22 protein-coding genes and 1 riboswitch are annotated in these 19,430 nt (G+C 49.7%); of the genes, 2 read left to right on the forward strand and 20 right to left on the reverse strand.

Annotated elements, in window-relative coordinates; translation table 11 throughout:
• Positions 1-61: 61 nt before the first annotated feature.
• The 19 genes from H8S75_RS15005 to thiM form a co-directional block, all read right to left on the reverse strand.
• A complete protein-coding gene (locus tag H8S75_RS15005) occupies positions 62-892 on the reverse strand; it encodes a phosphoenolpyruvate hydrolase family protein (protein WP_110321500.1) in 831 nt (276 codons plus the stop codon).
• 19 nt (positions 893-911) lie between these two features.
• Complete coding sequence (locus tag H8S75_RS15010; RefSeq protein ID WP_187022326.1) at positions 912-2,135, reverse strand: Tm-1-like ATP-binding domain-containing protein; 1,224 nt, start codon at positions 2,133-2,135, stop codon at positions 912-914.
• A 385-nt stretch (positions 2,136-2,520) separates the two neighbouring features.
• Positions 2,521-2,976, reverse strand: coding sequence for a GNAT family N-acetyltransferase (locus H8S75_RS15015; RefSeq protein WP_187022327.1), 456 nt, complete (start codon positions 2,974-2,976; stop codon positions 2,521-2,523).
• A 16-nt stretch (positions 2,977-2,992) separates the two neighbouring features.
• The gene (locus H8S75_RS15020; protein WP_187022328.1) at positions 2,993-3,826 is read right to left on the reverse strand and encodes a creatininase family protein; all 834 of its coding nucleotides are present in this window, start codon (positions 3,824-3,826) and stop codon (positions 2,993-2,995) included.
• A gap of 218 nt (positions 3,827-4,044) precedes the next feature.
• Positions 4,045-4,374, reverse strand: a complete 330-nt coding sequence (locus H8S75_RS15025) for a YqfO family protein (RefSeq protein WP_187022329.1) — start codon at positions 4,372-4,374, stop codon at positions 4,045-4,047.
• Positions 4,371-5,591 (reverse strand): phosphoenolpyruvate hydrolase family protein, encoded by a 1,221-nt coding sequence (locus H8S75_RS15030; protein WP_187022330.1) that lies wholly within the window; start codon positions 5,589-5,591, stop codon positions 4,371-4,373. Before H8S75_RS15030 ends, H8S75_RS15025 begins: the two co-directional genes overlap by 4 nt.
• Positions 5,592-5,781: 190 nt before the next feature.
• Entirely contained in the window at positions 5,782-6,333 is a 552-nt protein-coding gene (locus H8S75_RS15035; protein WP_002601085.1) for a hypothetical protein, read from the reverse strand.
• Positions 6,334-6,456: 123 nt separating this feature from the next.
• Positions 6,457-7,068 (reverse strand): sugar O-acetyltransferase, encoded by a 612-nt coding sequence (locus H8S75_RS15040; RefSeq protein WP_002601086.1) that lies wholly within the window; start codon positions 7,066-7,068, stop codon positions 6,457-6,459.
• A 64-nt stretch (positions 7,069-7,132) separates the two neighbouring features.
• Positions 7,133-8,128, reverse strand: coding sequence for an ROK family protein (locus tag H8S75_RS15045; protein ID WP_187022331.1), 996 nt, complete (start codon positions 8,126-8,128; stop codon positions 7,133-7,135).
• A gap of 317 nt (positions 8,129-8,445) precedes the next feature.
• A complete protein-coding gene (locus tag H8S75_RS15050; RefSeq protein WP_187022332.1) occupies positions 8,446-9,525 on the reverse strand; it encodes an ABC-2 transporter permease in 1,080 nt (359 codons plus the stop codon).
• Positions 9,525-10,394, reverse strand: a complete 870-nt coding sequence (locus tag H8S75_RS15055) for an ABC transporter ATP-binding protein (RefSeq protein ID WP_187022333.1) — start codon at positions 10,392-10,394, stop codon at positions 9,525-9,527. Before H8S75_RS15055 ends, H8S75_RS15050 begins: the two co-directional genes overlap by 1 nt.
• Positions 10,379-11,119: a hypothetical protein gene (locus H8S75_RS15060; RefSeq protein ID WP_243270279.1), complete on the reverse strand. Its 741-nt coding sequence runs from the start codon at positions 11,117-11,119 to the stop codon at positions 10,379-10,381. Before H8S75_RS15060 ends, H8S75_RS15055 begins: the two co-directional genes overlap by 16 nt.
• A gap of 35 nt (positions 11,120-11,154) precedes the next feature.
• Positions 11,155-11,688 carry an RNA polymerase sigma factor gene (locus tag H8S75_RS15065; RefSeq protein WP_187022335.1) on the reverse strand — a complete coding sequence of 178 codons (534 nt, stop codon included), beginning with the start codon at positions 11,686-11,688 and terminating at the stop codon, positions 11,155-11,157.
• A 185-nt stretch (positions 11,689-11,873) separates the two neighbouring features.
• A complete protein-coding gene (locus H8S75_RS15070) occupies positions 11,874-12,668 on the reverse strand; it encodes a class I SAM-dependent methyltransferase (protein ID WP_187022336.1) in 795 nt (264 codons plus the stop codon).
• Positions 12,669-12,893: 225 nt separating this feature from the next.
• Positions 12,894-14,198, reverse strand: coding sequence for a putative hydroxymethylpyrimidine transporter CytX (cytX, locus tag H8S75_RS15075; RefSeq protein WP_187022337.1), 1,305 nt, complete (start codon positions 14,196-14,198; stop codon positions 12,894-12,896).
• Entirely contained in the window at positions 14,188-14,991 is an 804-nt protein-coding gene (gene thiD, locus H8S75_RS15080) for a bifunctional hydroxymethylpyrimidine kinase/phosphomethylpyrimidine kinase (protein WP_187022338.1), read from the reverse strand. Before thiD ends, cytX begins: the two co-directional genes overlap by 11 nt.
• Positions 14,992-15,159: 168 nt before the next feature.
• On the reverse strand, positions 15,160-15,825 hold the full coding sequence (locus tag H8S75_RS15085) for an HAD family hydrolase (protein WP_187022339.1): 666 nt from the start codon (positions 15,823-15,825) through the stop codon (positions 15,160-15,162).
• 36 nt (positions 15,826-15,861) lie between these two features.
• Entirely contained in the window at positions 15,862-16,524 is a 663-nt protein-coding gene (gene thiE / locus H8S75_RS15090; RefSeq protein WP_187022340.1) for a thiamine phosphate synthase, read from the reverse strand.
• A complete protein-coding gene (thiM, locus tag H8S75_RS15095; protein ID WP_187022341.1) occupies positions 16,508-17,332 on the reverse strand; it encodes a hydroxyethylthiazole kinase in 825 nt (274 codons plus the stop codon). The genes thiE and thiM overlap by 17 nt, the downstream gene beginning before the upstream one ends.
• A gap of 76 nt (positions 17,333-17,408) precedes the next feature.
• Positions 17,409-17,518: riboswitch (TPP riboswitch) on the reverse strand.
• A 305-nt stretch (positions 17,519-17,823) separates the two neighbouring features.
• Here thiM and H8S75_RS15100 point away from each other — a divergent pair.
• Both H8S75_RS15100 and H8S75_RS15105 read left to right on the forward strand, forming a co-directional pair.
• The gene (locus H8S75_RS15100) at positions 17,824-18,042 is read left to right on the forward strand and encodes a type II toxin-antitoxin system HicA family toxin (RefSeq protein WP_187022342.1); all 219 of its coding nucleotides are present in this window, start codon (positions 17,824-17,826) and stop codon (positions 18,040-18,042) included.
• Positions 18,039-18,434 carry a type II toxin-antitoxin system HicB family antitoxin gene (locus tag H8S75_RS15105; protein ID WP_187022343.1) on the forward strand — a complete coding sequence of 132 codons (396 nt, stop codon included), beginning with the start codon at positions 18,039-18,041 and terminating at the stop codon, positions 18,432-18,434. Before H8S75_RS15100 ends, H8S75_RS15105 begins: the two co-directional genes overlap by 4 nt.
• 30 nt (positions 18,435-18,464) lie before the next feature.
• Here H8S75_RS15105 and H8S75_RS15110 read toward each other — a convergent pair whose 3' ends face one another.
• Positions 18,465-19,418, reverse strand: a complete 954-nt coding sequence (locus H8S75_RS15110; RefSeq protein WP_187022344.1) for an isocitrate lyase/PEP mutase family protein — start codon at positions 19,416-19,418, stop codon at positions 18,465-18,467.
• Positions 19,419-19,430 lie beyond the last annotated feature (12 nt).

Genomic DNA, 19,430 nt, shown 5'->3' on the forward strand with positions numbered 1-19,430 from the left:
CCTTCTCCATTTCTATTCAGCTTATGCCCTGCGGCAGTGCAGCCCCAGGGCATATTGGTTTTTATTTTTCAATGGCCTTAAATGCTTCTGTCTGTGCGGTCATTCCACGTTCTGATGCGAGGCGCTCGATGGAGGAAGCGCCGAAAAATCCGTCGATTTCAGGCACATGTTTGATTACGTAGGCTGCATCCTCAGGATCTGCAATCGGGCCGCCATGGCAGATAACCATGATATCCTGGCGCACTTCTCTTCCCGCCTTGATAATCTCCCTGATCTTTACGCAGCAGTCATCCAGCGTGAGCGCTGTCTCCGCGCCGATGCTTCCCTTGGTGGTCAGTCCCATATGGGCAACCAGTATATCCGCTCCGGCTTCCGCCATGGCTTTTGCCTGCTCCGGATCGAAGACGTATGGACAGGTGAGCATATCCAGCTTGTGTGCTTCACGGACCATGTCAACCTCCAGTCCGTATCCCATTCCTGTCTCCTCCAGGTTAGCTCTGAATTTGCCGTCAATTAATCCTACGGTCGGGAAATTCTGCACACCGTTGAAGCCCTGGTCCTTCAGCTGTTTCAAAAACAGGTCCATCACACGGAAAGGATCCGTACCGCAGACACCGGCGAGAACCGGAGTGTTTTTCACGACCGGAAGCACCTCGGAGCCCATTTCCTGTACGATCTTATTGGCATCTCCATACGCCAGCAGCCCTGACAGGGAACCGCGGCCAGCCATACGGAAACGACCGGAATTGTAGATAATCAGCATGTCAGCTCCGCCCTTTTCACTGCATTTCGCCGTAATTCCGGTTCCTGCGCCAACGCCTACCAGGATTCTTCCCTCTTCCACCTCTTTGTGGAATTTTTCCATGATCTCACTTCTTGTCATTCTGTTCATTTTTAAATCCTCCTTGTTCTTATGCTTCTCGTTCCATAAGTTCCATTAATTTTTCAGCCGCACATACGGCAAATTCCTTATCGTTGATGTTGTAATCCAGTTCCATGATCTCAACAGCGTCCCGGTTCACCCCGTCACGCAGTGTCTGAAACAGCACCTGATCTTCCTTTGGTCCGTAGAATGGCTGGCCCTCCGCGTCGATGGCCGATACGCCTTTTAACGGAAGCAGCAGCGCAGTCTTTCCGGAAGCCAGATTCAGCTTCTCAGTCAGCTTTTCTCCAACCTCTCTATTTTCAGCGGCCGTGGTCCTCATCAGGGTAACGGTCGGGTTATGTTTATAGAGATTTCTTCCCGCAAATTTCTGCGGAACCGTATCGAACGGCCCGAAATTCACCATATCCATGGCCCCTACGGAAACTACCTGGGGAACCCCGCCGCGGGCCGCCGCCTCACAGCGCGTCTGGCCTGCTGCCAGGACTCCGCCCACCACCTCGTCACACCACTCCGTCGTGGTCAGGTCCAACACGCCCTTAAAAAATCCGGCGTCCGTCAGCGCTTCCATCGTCCGCCCCCCGGTACCGGTCGCATGAAATACCAGGACTTCATACCCATGCGTCTCCAGACACTCCTTTGCAAATCCAACACACGGCGTCGTAACACCGAACATGGTCGCAGCAACCAGAGGCTTGTGATCCCCTGTCTCCGGCTTCAGCTCCTCTTTCAGCCTCACCATTCCGCAGACGGCAAGGACCGCATTTCTGAAAATCACCTTTGAGATGGAGTTCAGCCCGGCTACATCTACAATGGACGGCATCATCACAATGTCGCTGGTGCCCACATACTGCTCCACGTTGCCGGAAGCCATGGTTGACACCATAAGCTTGGGAACTCCGATGGGCAGCGCCCGCATGGCCGGAGTCACCATGGAAGTTCCCCCTGAACCTCCAAATGACAGAATCCCGTCAAACCTGCCTTCCCCGTACAGCTGCAAAACCAGTGTCTCCATTCCTTTCGACAGCGCCTCTGTCGCCATGGCCCGGTCCTTTCGTTCCACAATGGCGCGGATATCGTATCCGGCCGCGGCTGCCACCTCCGCGTTGGACACGTCCGGCGTAAACTCTGGTTCAAACACGCCGGTATGTATGGTTAATGCGTGCAGCCCCAGCTCCTCAACCAGTCCCTTTACATAGAGATATTCCTTTCCTTTCGTATCAAAGGTTCCTGCGATTGCTATTGTTTTCATGTAAACCTCTCCTTCTTTTCAGCGAAACCCGGCCGTGATTTTCGCTGTATTTCTATCCCCGTTTTTGCTTCCCTGCTACAAATATATTGTACACTTCCCTCATTTCTGAATAAATGTTGTTAATTTATCTTCTCTTGTGTTTATATTTCTAAATGTTGTTGTTTTTATTAACTATCCTTGTGTTTATATTAGATTTAGAATTTAAAGCGATTTGCAGCGCCTGGAGATGCGTTTTCCCGCTTTTTTACTTTTGGGTACAAAAATGAGAGGCAGCGGTACTTTTGCTGTACCGCTGCCTCTCTGTTCATGATTTGATCTTTTTTCAATTATATAAAGTGATCTTCTATTTCATATATGCATTGATTTCCTAAACGCGCAATCTTCCTTAGCGCTCCATATAGAAAGTAATAACCTCCACATTTCCATCCATCTCCTTATTCCCAGTATGAAATCCACATTTTTTCGTATAGAATGCGATGTTCTCCTCTTTATCCGCAGGCGTTTCCAGCGTAATCCGCTTCCAGTCAGGAAAAACAGACAGCATATGCCGAAATGCCCGGGAACCGATTCCCTTCCCCTGATATTCCGGGATAATACATAAACACCCCAGATGGTACTGTCCATCCCCTCTGTTCACGAGAGAAATCACACCAACAGGGACTTCCTTACTCAAAATAATGTATTTGGGAAATCCGGCAATGGATAATTCCATCGCTTCCTTCGTCTTCCCATACGCCGGGCATTCCCCGTAGCGAATGTAATCCGCATGGAAGGCCGCATTATACATTTCAATCAGAAGTTCCGCATCGTCCAGCACGGCTTTTCTATAATTCAGTTCCATTTTATCCTGCCTTCCATCATAGCCTCATTTGGCTAACGATATTTTCCACCTGCATATCCAGCATTTCCGCCACGTGTTTGGCGACAGCGCGATGCCCCGCCGGATTACCCGCATAGCCCAGAGGAGCCGCCTCCCTGATTACACTGCCGCCCTGGAGCCATTTTTCCATGCCTTCCTCATTCAGCGATGATGAGACCAACTGTTCCGCAGTCTTCAAATCAACCAGTTCCGGACAAAAATAATGAAGAACCGCAGTCTCAAACGCACCTGCATGAATATCCAGCAATCCGTGTTCTGAAGGTTCTTCCTCTTCAAACCACTCCACTGGATAGTCCGGATCCACAACCAACAGAAAATTCTCATCTCCCCGCCATCCATACAGTGGTAAATCCATTGCATCCACGACCAGTTTGACCGAAAGATCCAGCTTTTCGTTCACTTCTTTAATTGTTTCAATAATACTGTTTACATGGAAGGAATCTCCATGATAATTAAAGCAGTATACCTGGCGGAAGGAAAAATCCTTTATATTTTCAAATATTTCAAACAGCACCTGCCTCATAGTCTCCGGCTTCAGCGAAAATGTCCCCGGAAAGCTCCCGGTACAGTGATTCACTCCCCAATAGTACGGCGGAAGTATCACACTCTCTTTCCCCACATGCTTTAGTTTTTCCTTCACATTCCTGCACATCGCATAACTCCAGTAAATATCAGAGCCTAACGGAAGATGCGGTCCATGCTCTTCAATAACGCCCAGAGGAAAAAGTGCCGGTATATTCTCAGCCCCCTGTTTCTGGACTTCCTGCCAGTTCTCCTCAGCCATTGTCTTCTGAAAAATCGATTGAAACATATCATTCCCCTCCTAAAGCGTTGAAATTATCTGAAATTCCTATTCGGATTAACTCCTCGATGTATTTGGGCGTAAATACTGCATACCGGTTCGCCCCCGGCCCCCTCCTCTGCAAACCACCAGTACACGTTCCCGTCTATCATAATTTTCCGTTTTCCTTTTTTACTGACTCCCACAACTCCTCCTTTTTATGAAAATACTTCCGGCTTAACTCCCCGTTAAAACTCCAATAGCGGAATGACATTTATGACCGGTTCCTCATATGGGTGAATCTTTTTAACCGTATTGACCGCATTCTCTGCCAGTTCAACCGGACAGCGCATCTCCATTTTGACTTCAGTGCCGCAGCAAATTTCTCCAATTGCCCCGTTAAAGGGATTGCTGTTTTCCAATGGTCTCCATGTCCCCTTTATACTATGGTAAGAGACCACGTGATCGTAGTTACCGACCCGGCATGCACCGATCAGCGTCAGCGCCTCCCGTATTGGTTCAACATACGCTTCCGGCACGAACAGTTCCATTTTCACATTTTTCACGTCGACAGTCATAAGCTTCCTCCTGAACGTATTTGTGTTTCTCTCCCTTTCCTTGCATATTCCACCGGCGGAATGCCCGTAAACTTCTTAAACATTCTGGAAAACTGGGCGTAATCTTCATATCCTACCATGGCGGCAACCTCCTTGCAGGAGGAATTTTTCTGTTCGAACAATTCCTTCGCCTTGTTCATACGGAACCGCACCAGATACTCTGTGAAGCTGCATCCGACTTCCTTCTTAAATTTGACACTTAAATAAGAACCGGACACGTGGGCTACCACCGCCAAATCCCTCAGCTGAATTTCCTTCATATAGTGCTCTTCGATATATTTTTTCACAAATTCCACGTAATCGCCCGGATTCCAGTTTCCGTTCAGAAGCTTAGACATGGGGTCTTTTTCATCAAAGCTTCCGTAGCTTTTGAACGCCTTCGTCGTATTTAAAATCGCCCGTTCCGTAGGAATCCGGTCGAAGGTTGAACCGCCTATGTAGCCCTGACATTTTGTATTCTGGTACAGATACAGCATGTCGATCGGCGTATTGGCCGGTCCGGCATAGATCATCTTTATGACATCGCTTCGTATCTCGTCACTGGCATTGAATATCTCGTCCGATATCTTTCTCGCATCATTGATGGAGATGTACTTTTTCGCCCCCAGAAATCCGCCCTTGGTCAGCCCCAGATGAGCGCAGATCACATCGGCTCCGGCCAGCGTCATCTTCCTGGCCTGCTCCGCGTCCACGACAAAGGCAATGGTGAATAAATCAAGAAAGTGAGCCAGCTTAATGGCCTCCACTTCCTTCTCATAGGTATTCCCCTCTTCGCTCAGTGCTTCCCCGAACTTCCCGTCAATCAGTGACAGCGTCGGGTAATTTACAACGCCGGAAAAACCATTTTCACGGATCTTTTGCAGATAATCATAGAGATTGATCATCGGATCACTGGCAAACAGGCCAAAAAGCACCGGCGTATCCCTTATGATCGGCAGCAGTTCGTTGCAGCCCATATCCATCACGATCGTGTTGCTGTCGCCATAACACAGATAGCTGGAGAAGGAGCTTCTTCCCATAATCCTGAACTTCCCGGCGCTCAGCGCCAGAAGTAAATCCGCCCCTCCCATGGCCGAATATCTGGCAGTCATGCCCGAGCCTGCCACCGTACCTATAATGTGTCCATTTACGTTGATCTGCGCGCGAAGGCGCTTTAGAATTTCATTTCTGGGAATCATTTTGCCTCCTGGGAGTATGTCATGTTCCTTGTATATCATGTTCCTTGTATTTTACCGCGTTGTAGGGGAAATGTAAACGTGTTGGGAAAAGATTGCTTCCTCTGTCGTAACAGTTTAACCTCTGTCAGTACAAAAAAACCGGGGGCTTCCGCCCCCGGATCACTAACTATCTGAAAATATTCAACAAAGACTACACTCTTCTATATTCCAACGGCAGATCATATCCAAACGTCCGTTTTCCGTTCACCTCGAAGGTCTCTGAGACCTCCAGCACCTCACTGTCGAATCTCTCCTCCAGCTTAAATTTCAGCACCGGCGAAAACATGCTGACACCTTTTCCCACAAAGGCTCCGTTCTCCTCGTGATAAATGATCGGCGTGAACTTCTCTGAAATCTTCAGACTTTCCCATGCAGTCTCTTTTAAGTTCTCGCTGGTAAAGTTCTCCTTCGTGTATCCCTCCGGCATATCGTAGGAAGTCAGCTTGATGCCTCCCTCTTCCTCCGTAAACAGGAACAGATGCGGCATTGCATTCGTCTTGCCGTCCGTCGTATAATAGCTCTCCTCCAGAACGAATACTCCGGAAAAATCTGCCGGCAGCCCCGTTATCCGGTCATTGCACACGGTATTCCTGTGCTCCGCCCTGGGATAACCGGTGATCCCTTCTCTTTCGAACCGTTCCAGCTGCTGCGAATTATCAAAATGGCCTGTTAAGTAACCAATCAATCGTTCCATCATCGTCATATGGCATTCTCCTTTCGTATCACATCATTTTCCAGAAATCAGCCATATCATACCACGATAGTAGGAAACTGTAAATAATTCTCAGGGAAAGATCACAAAAGTTTCACACGCTGGCGGTCCTTCCTATTTATAATCGTCTACGTCAAACTCCCGGTCTTTGAAATAGTATTTCCGGTCTTCTTCCGTAATATAGCGGATCACACGGCAGGGATTGCCCACGGCTATCGCATTATCAGGAATATCCTTTGTCACAACGCTGCCGGAACCGATTACAACGTTATTGCCGATATGGACGCCCGGATTGATGACGGAATTTCCGCCGACCCAGACATTATCCCCGATTGTCACGCCGATTCCGTACTCATATCCACTGTTTCTCGAATCGGGATGAACCGGATGGCCAGCCGTATAGACCGCCACATTGGGGGCAAACATGACATTCTCGCCGATTACCACCTTTGCCACATCCAGGATAACACAGTTGAAATTCGCATAGAAATTATTTCCGGCTTCAATGTGGGTTCCATAATCACAGCGGAACGGCGCCTCCACAAAGATATTCTCACCCGTTTTTCCGAAGATCTCACGGATCAGCGCATCTTTCTCTTTTTCCGCCTCCGGAGGCAGATTGTTATAACGGTGAACCCGTTTTCTGCTCTCCTTCCGCTCCTCCTCGAGTCCATCCTCCCACGCCTTATATGGCAGTTCGCTTAACATTCTTTCTCTCTGATTCATCTTTACTTCCTCCTCATGTTCGATTCTGTCTCTGTTTCATCACTGTTTCATCACTTCTTCATCTTTATTCCATTTCTTCCCACAGCGCTTCCAGGGCCAGCCGCTTCATTCCTTCTTCGTAATCCCGTTCCAGATTTTCTGCGAAGATAAGATCCATATGGAATTTCCCTTCCAGAAGCCTCCCGCTGTATGCCCTCAGCTGCTCCTGCAGCTCCCCTGTAAAGAAATCACCATAAAATATGAGCGTTTCCGGAGCTACTGTAAACCCATACACCGCGGTCAGAAGCTTTAGGTTCTCCAGGACGTCGTTCTCTCGCCCATAATCCAGTGAATCCCATGAAACCGGCACGGGAAGACCGGCGAGCTCGCCAGCGCAGTGGGACGTTCCATAATAGATTTTCCCCTGAATTACGAGTCCTGCGCCCGGCGGATAAATTCTCGGGAGATAAATTCCCGCCACCGTGGCCTTTTCCACGTCCCCTTCCCGGCAGGCGCCGTATGTCATGGCATTGATATCGTTCTCGAAGACTACCGGAAGATGGTAGCGTTCCTTATAATGGGCCATAAATTCCGGCCCGACGAGCGCCTGGTAATCATGAATGGTCACCACATCATCCACCACCTCCCCCGGGAGTCCAAATGCCAGCAGACTGATTTCCGGAAATCGGCCGATCACATCGTCGAGAACCGCCTCAAAGCTCTCCACCAGGATCTCGTCGAAATACTCTTCTTTCCGCCATACACACTCGCCCATCAGATTGACGACAGCCAAATGCATCAGATTTCTTCCTTCACTCTGATGGCCGTACAGCAGCACCGCATACCGGTAATCGGGCCGGTACTGGTACCGCGTGCTGGGGCGTCCTCCCCCGGAAGGGGCCAGCCCCGACTGCACAACCTCCCCTGTCTTCAACAAGTCCTCCAGAAGGCTGTTGATCGTGACCACACTCAATCCGGTACGATCCGCCAGCTCAGGCTTGGTCGCCTCCTTACACTGCCGGAGGATCCGGCGAAGCTGCCGCTTATTCAATTCCTTCATCAGCTTTGCATCCGCTCCCATGCGCGCCTCCTTTCCTATGCAGAAGTTTTATCAGCCCTCATTACTAAAATACCTTTATAAAGTCTCTTTCATAAGTTATCACAGAAAAAGGAATCTGTCAATCGAATTTTCTTTAAGCCAGATTCCTTTTTGTAGGATACTCCGGATAAAAGGATCGCCGTTATTTAGGATCCGGAGGTCCGCCGTCATTCATGCAGCCGTTTAATAATCTTAAATATAATCGTTCCCTCCATCACCAGCGGCTGGGAATGTGCGAAAAACACGATTCCATCGGCTGGAAACGCGGTTTATAGAGTCCAGTGCGCAGGCCATGGCGTTCAACAGACCTGATGTTTCGAAAAAATGCATCTGCACCCGCCAGTGCCGGCAGCTGCCATCACGACCGCGACGCCCCCGACTGCAGCGAGAAGCGGAATGGTCAGACTCCCCGCCGTAAAGCCGCCCACGCTCATGACTCCCGAAACGCTGATGCTGTTCACAGGAAACAGCATCAGTATGCGCCTTGCCGTCTGGCTTCCCGGATTTAAAAACATGGGAGCCAGATAAGTGACGGCCGCCAGGATAATGGATACAAAGGAGGTCGGACAAAGGACTGAAAACAGCAGGGTAAGACCGGTCACTGTGATGGTGGACATCATCGCCAGAAACGCCGTCAGGAACGCCGCCTCATAGCATTTGAGCGGCTGCGCAATCCTCGAAAATACCATCAGCTCACTCAGCTGGATATCTGTATTCCATCCCTCCAGTCCGCGCCCGGCGGCAAACAGCAAAAATCCCACCAGCAGAATTACCGCTTCCATCGTGATGCTGAAGCAGAACGCAGATATCACCTTTGCCAGGACGCACCGTTTCTTCCCATACCGTGAGGTAAGAATCAAAGCGTCCATCCCGCTGGTATACTCGTCGGAAAAGACAGGGGAAACGATAATGACCACCAGAATTCCGGACATCAGAACGATATACATCATGCTGTATAAGAAGGATTCCCACCGGCTGGACATACCGATCACCGGAGGCTCATCGAATTCCGGAAATACCTCCTGCACCGTTTTGCCGTTCCACGTTCCATCCCGCTCCGCAAACAGATTCGCAACCGGATAATACGTATTGTTGGACACGTCTCCTGTCGTCATCCCATCCGTTCTCGGAAACGCGGCCAGAATCTCCTGCACCTTCTCATCGGTCAGGGGACCGGCAAAACGGTTTGCAATCTCCGTGTTGTACCGCTCCGCCTCAGTTCCGTAAATCTGCTCCCCCTCCTGCGTGACAGCCCATTCATTTCCAAAGATCCACGACCAGAGCATGGTAGCGTAAATAAGGGCAAACGCCCCCAGCGCGATGAAAACAAGCTTCTTTTTTAATAGTTTAGAAAATTCGAATTTTATTAATTGTTTCATTAACTATTCTCCTCCTCAAAATAGTACAAGTACAAATCCTCCAGAACTGGTTTCACCGGAACGGCATTTCCGGCAGGCTTACGCTCGGAAATCACCCGCAGTATGGAGTAATCGCCTTCATTTCTCAAATTTCCAATAGTATACTTTTCATTCCAGCGATCCGCTTCACTGGCCGGTACTCTGCATTCCCAGACGAATCCCGTGATCTCCTTCGTCACTTCTTCCGGTTTTCCCTGATGAACCAGTTTTCCCGCTTTCATGACGAGAATCTCATTGGCAATGTATTCAATATCGGAGACGATATGGGTGGACAAAAGCACAATCTTATCCTTGGAAAAAGAACTGATCAGATTTCGGAACCGCACCCGCTCCTTCGGATCCAGCCCTGCGGTCGGCTCATCGAGAACGAGGATCTCCGGATCATTGAGCATGGCCTGTGCGATTCCCAGCCTCTGTTTCATCCCGCCGGAAAATGTCTTAATCTTCTTGTTTTTCACCTCGGACAGCCCTACCAGCTCCAGAAGTTCCAGTGTCTTTGCCGCTGCGGTGCTCTTCCCCAGCCCCTTCAGCGCCGCCATATACATCATGAATTTATTCGCTGTAAATTCCGGATAATAGCCAAACTGCTGGGGCAGATAGCCGAGAACCATCCGGTAGGCATCCCCCTGTTCCGAGATAGGCCGCCCGTCGTAGAGCACCTCCCCCGAGGTCGGTCTCAAAATATCACAGATCATACGCATCAGCGTAGTCTTCCCCGCCCCATTGGCGCCCAAAAGTCCATATACCCCCGCTTTCAGGGTGAAATCCATGCGGTCCACCGCAATTTTCGCTCCATACTGTTTCGTCAGTCTGTCTATCCGAAGTTCCATATGACTGTCTCCTCTCTATCCATCTGTTTTACTACCCCGTATCCGCTCACAAGCAGGAGTACGAAGCCCGCTATTCCGATACCTGCCGCCATTCCAGCCGAAACCGTAACGGGCAGCTCCGGAAGATACTGCCTGAGCATCAGGATTCCTCCCGCCATAAAAATTCCCGCCGCGGTGAGTGCATACCCGCTGCAGTGGCGTTTCAGCACTTGAAACAGCCCCAGATATACCGCGTTCGATACCTGGAACGGCAGAAGCACGGCGAGGACGGCCTCCGTAAATCCGGTTCCCCGGCTTCCCACAGCCGCCATCAGAAAAATCAGGAACACGCCATCCACGGTTCCCAGGACCGCCATCTTGGCAGCCATCAGCTTTCTTAAATTGAAGCAGCAGCTCTGTTCCAGTTCCCACATTCCAAGGCTGAAGCTCTTTGTAAGCTCCGGCACACAGATCACGCCCAGAAACGGAATCATGGCCGACAAATTCCAGAGATACCATTCCTCCGTCTGCCTGCCAGAAACCCATATGGCCAAAAGCAGAAATACTGCCTGTAAAATCCAGACCGACGGCGATATAAACCGGGCCAGCCGCCACATATGCCGCCACATGCCCGGAGCCGGTGTCAGGCGCTTTTTATCCAGCTCCTCACTTAATAGAATCCGTAATTTCTGCTCCTGAAGGGCTGTCATATCCGGCGCCTCATGCTGCCTCAGTACATTTCTCATCGCTTTCTCCTCTTCGGAGACTCCAAACACCCATTTCATATCTGTAAATCACCGTCCTTTTCTAAGAACTGCCTCATCTTTTCCATTCCCTGTTTCAATCTGGATTTCACGGTGGGGATTCCCGCCCCCACGACCGCGGCGATTTCCTTCAGCTTCATATCATAATAGAATCTCAGAATAATCACATCCTTCTGCATCTCCGGAAGCCTGTTTAATGCCGCCTGTACGCTGTCCCGCATTTCCGCCCGGCGGTATCCCTCCTCTTCCTCCTGTACGCCTTCCAGCGCCTCCTCTTCCATGGTTACGAATTTCCTGCTGCGGAAGAAATCGCTGCACACGTTCCGCGCAATTCCAAAAATCCAGGCCCGGAAATGATTCCGCTCCGTATACCCATCCAGAAACCGGATCACATGGAGGAACGTCTCCTGGGTGCAGTCATAAGCGCTCTCCGCATCTCCCGTCTTATAGAAACAGAAATGGTAGATTTCCTGATAGTATTCTTTTACCACGGTCTCAAACAGCGCCTTTTCGCCCTGTTTAATCCTCCTGATTATCTCTTTCTCATTCACTCCCCATCACCGCCCTTTTTCTGATTTCTGCCCGGTTTTGTCTGGCTTCCTTTGTGTTACATATAATATAACGCGGAAAACTTAAGAAAGGATTTAAATAAAATGGAAAATTTAACAGAAGGAAAATTTCTCTGAAAAACACAAAGGGCGAAAGCATCTTCTGCTTTCGCCCTCCCTCAGAACAATCATCTGCATTTTTCAGCAGTGAGTATATAAGACAACGGAAATCCCTTTCCGTCATACACTTCAGTTAAGCCGATATCATAATCAAACTCCTTCAGCCTTACGATCCTCATCTGTGAATCGCTGACCGCGTTGATTATGGCCGACATGGTATGGGAGAAACTGGTGAATGTCTTTGACTCATACGGTTCAGACATATATCCCATCCCCTCGTTTTCGATCCATGGTTCATTTCTGAAATAAGAATAGACAACTCTGTTTAAATGCTCCCCATCAAATTCAGGCTCGCCCGGCATGGGCAGTATGTTCATGACTGGGTGAAAATCATGAATCAATAAGATACCGCCTGGCTTTAAGCAGTCCGATACCTTCTGAAACAGCGGCTTCAAATCCTCAAACCATGTAATCGCTCCGATTGTAAACAGAATAAAATCAAAGCTGTTGTGATACTTCTTATCAATATCCAGAATATTACACGGGACAAACCGACAGTTCGAAATTCCTGCCTTTTCAGCGGTTTCAGACGCCTGTGCGATGATATTTTCCGCAATATCAAATCCGGTTCCGCTCTCCGCGCCAAGCTGCATGAGAGACAGCAGCTCCCGCCCGTTATTACAGCAGAACTGTGCCGCGCTCTTTCCTTTAAAATCCATGGACCGCAGCTCCGCCGCCATGTCCTTACAAAAAAACGGGAGATTCTCGTTCAGTAAACGCTTATAGTTCTCTTCCCCCCAACCATCCTGTTTATGGTCAAATGCCTCTTCCCAGGCTGCTTTATTATTTCCTATATAATCCATCTTCTGCTCCTTTGGGAGAGCTACCCTAACAAAGCCCTCCGCTTAATTATATTTTTCAGTTCCATACCGTTACCTCCTTTCACATTTATTATTACAATACCAGCATGGTATTCTAACCTGGTTACTGCTAAAAAACAGCCGCGGTCATCAAGCGCCGCGGCTGTTTGCAGACAATTTTCATTTTATCATATTTTGGGGGGAATTTCTATATATTTACGAAACTTATTACACGCTCTCCGGCTCTGCCTTATTCACCTTTTTACTGCCGGCCGCACTGCTGACCGCATGATATACGAGACAGATGCCAATCGTAGCCGCCATATCCGGCAGTGTATTACCCACCGGAGTGTCCACATGCATCAGAATCCGGTAGAGGACAAACCCGCATGCCCAGATCACCAGGTTGGGGACGTGGAACCGTACAGTTCGAAAATCATTTTTCAGAGTCAAACACTCCGCCGCGAGCGACGGCGTATTTGACTTCCGCAGCAGTCGCCAGATGGACATGCCAGCATGTCCGCCTGGCTCGTTGCCCGCGAAAATAAACGTATCGGCGATCTGGATCGCAATCATCGGTGCGAACACGGAACCAATGAGATACAGGAAATTGGTAATATTGTCCATAGGGTACACGATGGCTGCGATCGTACCGATCACCGTAACCGCGATGGCCGCCCATTTCTCCTTAACCGCCCCGGATATTACCGTACTGGAGACACCGGCGGAAAAAGCGTCCAGAAACGTAGTGGTAACCGTGGAGAGAACAATTATGAACAGCCCGGCAGCACCCAGCCCCGCTTTGACCATGATCACTGCTATATCGTATGTACCGGTAAAGAGCGCCGCTCCCATTCCGATGATATACATGAAGCAGCTGACCACACCGTAGACCAGTGTGCTCGCAAGCGTTGCCTGAAACGGCTTTTTCGCCTCTCTCGTATAATCGCTGATTAACGGAAGCCAGGAAAGCGGCATAGCCACAGACAGTTCCACCGCCGCACCGAAGCTCATCCCCTCTTCCGATACGAGGACGCTTCCGCCGTGGCCGGAAAATATCACCTTTCCAAGAATCAGCGTCAAAATAAACAGAAGCCCCATGGCCACTGTATTGAGTTTTCCCAGATTTTTAAGTCCGATCAAGATCCAGACAATAATCAGGCCCCCGATCACGAGACACCAGATCCAGGCGCCGGTGCCGTAAATGCTGTTAGCCGCCAGCGCACCGTCATAGATCATGATCGCGGTCCAACCCACCAGCTGCAGAACATTTAACACGGCAAACAGGAGGCAGCCCTTACCGCCGAAGCTGAGCTTCACCGTCTCCATGGCGCTGAGCCGTTTCATGCCTCCGATAAGGCCGGCGAAAAACAGCATGGTGCAGCCGATTAAATGTCCCAGCAAAATGGCTGCCAGCCCTTTTTCAAATCCCAGAGGCGCCAGATACGTTCCGGTCAGAATCTCCGCTATGGAGACACCGGCTCCAAACCAGATCAGACCGTTGCTTAAAGTGCTTGTCCCTTTATTTTCCATCGCCATACTCTCCCACGATGGCAAATGCATGGTTCATGGGGCCGCTTCCCTTTCCCAAATCCAGCATATCTCCGAGTGCACCGGATAAATACGCCTTTGCCCTGCGCACAGATTCCGCAAGTCCGCGGCCCTTTGCCAGGTTAGAAGCGATGGCGCTGGACAGCGTGCAGCCGGTGCCGTGGGTATTGGAAGTGGCAATCCGTTTTCCGTAGAACCAGAGAATCTCCCCATCCGCATACAGGAGATCATTGGCATCGTTAAGCTGATGGCCGCCTTTGCAGAGAACGGCACAGTGGCAGATATCCCCTACCGACTTTGCAGCCCGTTCCATATCCTTATCTGACTGAATCGTCATACCGGACAACACTTCCATCTCCGGAATATTGGGTGTGATCACATCCGCCAGCGGAATCAGCACTTCCTTCAGCGTGGATATGGCCTCGTCGCTGATCAGCTTCGATCCCGCCGTCGCTACCATGACAGGGTCGAGGACGATATGCTTCGCGTGGTACTGCTTCAGTTTTTCTGCAATCACTTTGATCAGAGCGCTGGACGAAACCATACCGATCTTCACCGCATCCGGGAAAATATCCGTAAATACATCGTCAAGCTGCTCTGCCAAAAATTCCGGAGTTACCTCCATGATACCTGTTACGCCGGTAGTATTCTGGGCTACGACGGCCGTGATAGCGCTCATACCGTAAACCCTGTGGGCGGTCATTGTCTTCAAATCTGCCTGAATTCCGGCGCCTCCGCTGGGATCTGTCCCGGCGATTGTTAATGCTGTTCTCATTTTTCTTTCTCCTCTTCGCATTAATTTTGTGTAATGATTCAGCCGCACAGCTGAATCTTTACATTTTGTTAAGCGACAGAAGGTGGTGCCCCCAATCTGCCGCTGGTCTGCGGGGCGGTGCTGCCATGGTGGATTTACAGCAGTTCACCGCCTCAATCTATTTCATTTTCATTCACCTGCCCCGGAAGCAATCCGGTAAAAGGCGGGGAAATCTTTGAAATCCTTTAAATAGTAATCGGAAATCTTCTTTAACGCTTCCTGATCCATTCCGCTGGCCTCATCATATACTCCTGCAACCGCAAATCCTGCATGTTTCGCGGTTACTGCCGCATGGAGGGCGTCCTCAAACACCCATGTCCGCGTTTTTTCTGTTTCAAGACAGGAGAGAGCCTCGTAATAGATATCCGGCCGGTCCTTTCCAGCCCCGACCTCCGCGCAGGTAAATATCTGCCGGAAGAACGCCTTAAGACCGCATCGGGAAAGCGCCGCCTCCACTTCCTTCCGGCTGCTGGAGGTCGCCGCAGCCATCACAAAACCGTGTTTTCCAAGCTGGGTAAGAAACTCCGGAACCCCTGCTTTCGGAAGAACTTCCTCCCTGTAATACCGGCTTACGGTTTCTTCCACGCCGCTTACAATTTCCGCTTCGGTCTGTGTCAGGCAGTACTGCTCCCTCATATATCCGGCCGCCTGCTCCATGCTCATGGGAAGCAGACGTCTTCCAAGTCCCGGTTCGGCCTTGATGCCGAGGCGGGCTAAATACCACTCTCCGGCATGATCCCACATGGACATGGAATCCAGAAGTGTTCCGTCGATATCAAAAATGGCTCCCTTCATCGGTCGTTCCTTTCTCTGACTTTGTGATGCTGGTTTTTATTCCTTTTCTGTTACAGCCGCGGCCACGCATTTCAACCTCCTGGCGGCCTCCTCGATATCGTCCTCAGCGAAGATGGCGCTCACGACAGCTACGCCGCAGATACCGCTTCCTGCCAAATGCTTCATATTATCCGCTGTAATTCCGCCGATCGCCACGACCGGGATATGTACCGCCGCGCAGATGTCCCTTAACGTCTGACCGCTCACATCGCTGGCATCTTTTTTCGTACCCGTATGGAATACGGCTCCTACCCCCAGGTAATCGGCTCCGTGCTTCTCCGCCAGAAGCGCCTGTTCCACGGTCTGCGCCGATACGCCGATGATCTTTCCTTCACCAAGTCTCCGGCGGACATCTCCGGCCTCCATATCACTCTGCCCTACATGAACACCATCTGCGTCCACGGCTGCTGCGATCTCTACGCTGTCGTTGATTAAAAACGGCACTCCATAACGCCCGCACAGCTCCTTGATGGACCTGGCTTCAGCCAGAAATGCCTCTTCCGACAGATCCTTTTCTCTTAACTGAATCATTGTGGCGCCGCCCTCCAGCGCCTTTTCCACCTGACTGTACAGAGTCTCCTCTCCCAGCCAGCTTCTGTCTGTTACTGCATACAGCAGAAGGCTGCTGCTGTTAAGCAGGCTGTCACTGTCTAATTTCATACCTGGCTCCTTTCTCCAGTGTATCGCCATCCAGCCGGTAAATTGCGTCAATAATCCGGTTCCGGTATGTGGCATTTCCCTCATAGCTTTCCAGATGGCTCCATCCGATCTCACCCGCAAGTCCCATGGCGCAGACAGATGCTGCTGCCGCTTCCAGACGATTGTCCGGGTTTGCAGTCAGATATGCGGTCATAAGCCCGGAAAGCTGACATCCGGTTCCGGTAATCTGACCCATTTCCGGCCGGCCGTTGCGGATCACGTAAGTGCTGTTTCCGTCAGATACCAGATCGATCGCACCGGTAACCGCGATGATGCAGCCAAGGCCAGCCGCCATTTCCCTCACAAATGTGACAGCCCCGGAAAGATTGTCCTCCGTTACAGCGTCTGCCGCATCCGCATCGACGCCTTTCGTGCGTCCAAAGCCTCTGGCCAGTGTCTTGATCTCGGAAATATTTCCGCGGATCACATCGAAGCGCACTTCCCTCATCAGATTTAAAGCCGTCTCGGTCCGAAATGTACCCGCTCCCGCTCCAACCGGATCCAGCAGGACCTGATGCCCCAGCTCATTGGCTTTTTTTCCGGCCAGCAGCATGGACGGAACCGTATTTTGATTCAGCGTGCCGATATTAATGTTTAAACCGCCGCAGATTGCGGTGATGTCCTCCACATCGTTCCTGTCATCCGCCATAATCGGACTCGCTCCGCAGGCCAGCAGGATGTTGGCTACGTCGTTTACCGTGACGTAATTAGTGATGTTATGAACCAGCGGTGATTTCATTCTGACATTTTCCAGACATTCTTTTAACATGATATTCTCCTTTTCTTCTTTGGTAAGGACTAAAAAAAGCTGCAATAACACCCACAGGTATCATTGCAGCATAAAATACATGCTTTTTTATGTTCCCTACGTTGGCATTATCCAAATCAGGTTAATGGGTCAAGGCAAAACAGCCTACTCTCAGCCCGCTTTCAGCGAGCACCCCGTTTTTGATTACAGGTACATTATACTACGATTGAAGATTAAATCAAGTATAAAATATTTGACACATCATTCGAATATTACTGATTGATTTTCATATTATGTTCTGGTACACTGGATACTAAATAGTAAATGAGATTTTATTCCGATCTTCTAATAATTCCAATTTTCTAAATCCTTTAAATACCGGAATTCCTATCATTCTTCTCCCTTTATGCTTACTTTTTTAATATTCATAAAATGCATAAAATATAAATTTAATGTTACGCTAACCGCCGCTTGACACACGTATTAATACGTGTTATATTAAAGAAGAAATAATGAAAACGAAAGATCTATTAAAATTACTAAAGAAACATGGATGTTACCTATACCGAAATGGAAAGAAGCATGATATCTGGTACAGCCCCGTCACCGACCGGCAGTTCCCGGTCCCCCGGCACAAATCAGAGATCCCAACAGGTACTTTGAACTCTATTCTGACAGATACAGGAGTATCCATGTCAGAATTTCATCATGAAAAAGGAGCATTTACATGAATAAATACGTTTATCCTGCCATCTTTACACCAGAATCAACCGGATGGTCTATCCATTTTCCGGATCTGGAAGGATGCTATACCTGCGGCGACGACTTAAAGGACGGCATCGAGATGGCACAGGATGCCCTGGCCCTGGTTCTATATGAATATGAAGCGAACAACCGCGTCATCCCTCCGCCAGGCAATTTGGAAGATATTATACTTAAAGAAGGCCAATTTGTTAATTACATTCTGTGCGACACCATGGTATATCGAAAAAAGTACCGCAGCAAAGCCGTTAAGAAGACGCTGACGATCCCCGAATGGCTGAATGAAGCAGCATCGAACGCCGGTCTTAATTTCTCACAGATTCTTCAGGAGGCGTTATTAAAAAGGCTTCAGGCAAAGTGAAACTCTGCCTGAAGCCCTAACTGCTCCACTCTATTTGTTTTTCTCTCTCAACTCCGCTTCATAAGCAATGTATTTCTTATCTCTCTCGATCCAGTCCTCCATCTTGAACGGCGTAAAGATATGGCCCATATCGTAGAACTCATCATTTTCTGTATAAACTGTATTTTTATTTTTAAAGTTCTCACTGAAGTATTCCATCATACCCTTTGTTGCACCCTTCATGGCAGCATGATTGGATACAAGCTGGAATCCCCATTCCTCCATCTGTTCCAGAGTCGCGTCCGGAACTCCGTCTGTAGCGTGCACATCCGGATAGAAATGGTAGCCCGGAACTTCTCTGGCAATTCTCCTGCACTCTTCTTCACAGCCAGCATGGCAGATATTCTGGATCATGGTAATTTCTGCGCCTGCTTCCACCCCCATCTTCGCACGCAGAATTGCTTCTTCCAGTCCCAGGCAGAATGGATTGTCAGCGATCGCTCCAGTCTGTGCGGCACCGCCGCCCTTGCAGTCCGTACGGGCAATAATCATGCAGTCGGTTCCCTTAACCGCATCTACCGCGGCGTGAACATTAGCGGCCCAAAGCTCTCTATCCATATATCCACGGCCATGTCCATAAAAATAGTCAACCGCTACCCCACCGGAAAGTGTATCCTCAATCGAGATTGCCATGGCACCGGCCTCCGCCAGGCGCTTGCAGTTGCGATAGACCGCCAGTGGTGTTCCACCGCCGTTTTCTCCATCCACGATGACTGGAAGTGTCGTGGAACCGGCAATACGCTCCGTAGCCCAGATATACTCTTCCCAATTGTACAGCCCGGCAGGAATACCATTCATGGCAAATTCCAGCTCACAGCTGCTGATCAGGCACGCATTGTAGCCGCACTTCTCCACCACACGGGCAGAAACGCAGTCATAAATACACGGTGCCCAGATAAATTCCTTTGCTTCCAACAGCTGTCTGATTGATTTTTTTGCTGACATAATCCTTCTCCT

Source organism: Hungatella hominis (assembly GCF_014288005.1).
Lineage (GTDB): Bacteria > Bacillota > Clostridia > Lachnospirales > Lachnospiraceae > Hungatella > Hungatella effluvii.

Coding starts and splice junctions, on each gene's coding strand:
- H8S75_RS15005 (WP_110321500.1), bottom strand. CDS start 892: ATGAACAGAATGACAAGAAGTGAGATCATGGAAAAATTCCACAAAGAG.
- H8S75_RS15010 (WP_187022326.1), bottom strand. CDS start 2,135: ATGAAAACAATAGCAATCGCAGGAACCTTTGATACGAAAGGAAAGGAA.
- H8S75_RS15015 (WP_187022327.1), bottom strand. CDS start 2,976: ATGGAACTGAATTATAGAAAAGCCGTGCTGGACGATGCGGAACTTCTG.
- H8S75_RS15020 (WP_187022328.1), bottom strand. CDS start 3,826: ATGTTTCAATCGATTTTTCAGAAGACAATGGCTGAGGAGAACTGGCAG.
- H8S75_RS15025 (WP_187022329.1), bottom strand. CDS start 4,374: ATGACTGTCGACGTGAAAAATGTGAAAATGGAACTGTTCGTGCCGGAA.
- H8S75_RS15030 (WP_187022330.1), bottom strand. CDS start 5,591: ATGATTCCCAGAAATGAAATTCTAAAGCGCCTTCGCGCGCAGATCAAC.
- H8S75_RS15035 (WP_002601085.1), bottom strand. CDS start 6,333: ATGACGATGATGGAACGATTGATTGGTTACTTAACAGGCCATTTTGAT.
- H8S75_RS15040 (WP_002601086.1), bottom strand. CDS start 7,068: ATGAATCAGAGAGAAAGAATGTTAAGCGAACTGCCATATAAGGCGTGG.
- H8S75_RS15045 (WP_187022331.1), bottom strand. CDS start 8,128: ATGGGAGCGGATGCAAAGCTGATGAAGGAATTGAATAAGCGGCAGCTT.
- H8S75_RS15050 (WP_187022332.1), bottom strand. CDS start 9,525: ATGAAACAATTAATAAAATTCGAATTTTCTAAACTATTAAAAAAGAAG.
- H8S75_RS15055 (WP_187022333.1), bottom strand. CDS start 10,394: ATGGAACTTCGGATAGACAGACTGACGAAACAGTATGGAGCGAAAATT.
- H8S75_RS15060 (WP_243270279.1), bottom strand. CDS start 11,119: ATGAGAAATGTACTGAGGCAGCATGAGGCGCCGGATATGACAGCCCTT.
- H8S75_RS15070 (WP_187022336.1), bottom strand. CDS start 12,668: ATGGATTATATAGGAAATAATAAAGCAGCCTGGGAAGAGGCATTTGAC.
- cytX (WP_187022337.1), bottom strand. CDS start 14,198: ATGGAAAATAAAGGGACAAGCACTTTAAGCAACGGTCTGATCTGGTTT.
- thiD (WP_187022338.1), bottom strand. CDS start 14,991: ATGAGAACAGCATTAACAATCGCCGGGACAGATCCCAGCGGAGGCGCC.
- H8S75_RS15085 (WP_187022339.1), bottom strand. CDS start 15,825: ATGAAGGGAGCCATTTTTGATATCGACGGAACACTTCTGGATTCCATG.
- thiE (WP_187022340.1), bottom strand. CDS start 16,524: ATGAAATTAGACAGTGACAGCCTGCTTAACAGCAGCAGCCTTCTGCTG.
- thiM (WP_187022341.1), bottom strand. CDS start 17,332: ATGTTAAAAGAATGTCTGGAAAATGTCAGAATGAAATCACCGCTGGTT.
- H8S75_RS15100 (WP_187022342.1), top strand. CDS start 17,824: ATGAAAACGAAAGATCTATTAAAATTACTAAAGAAACATGGATGTTAC.
- H8S75_RS15105 (WP_187022343.1), top strand. CDS start 18,039: ATGAATAAATACGTTTATCCTGCCATCTTTACACCAGAATCAACCGGA.
- H8S75_RS15110 (WP_187022344.1), bottom strand. CDS start 19,418: ATGTCAGCAAAAAAATCAATCAGACAGCTGTTGGAAGCAAAGGAATTT.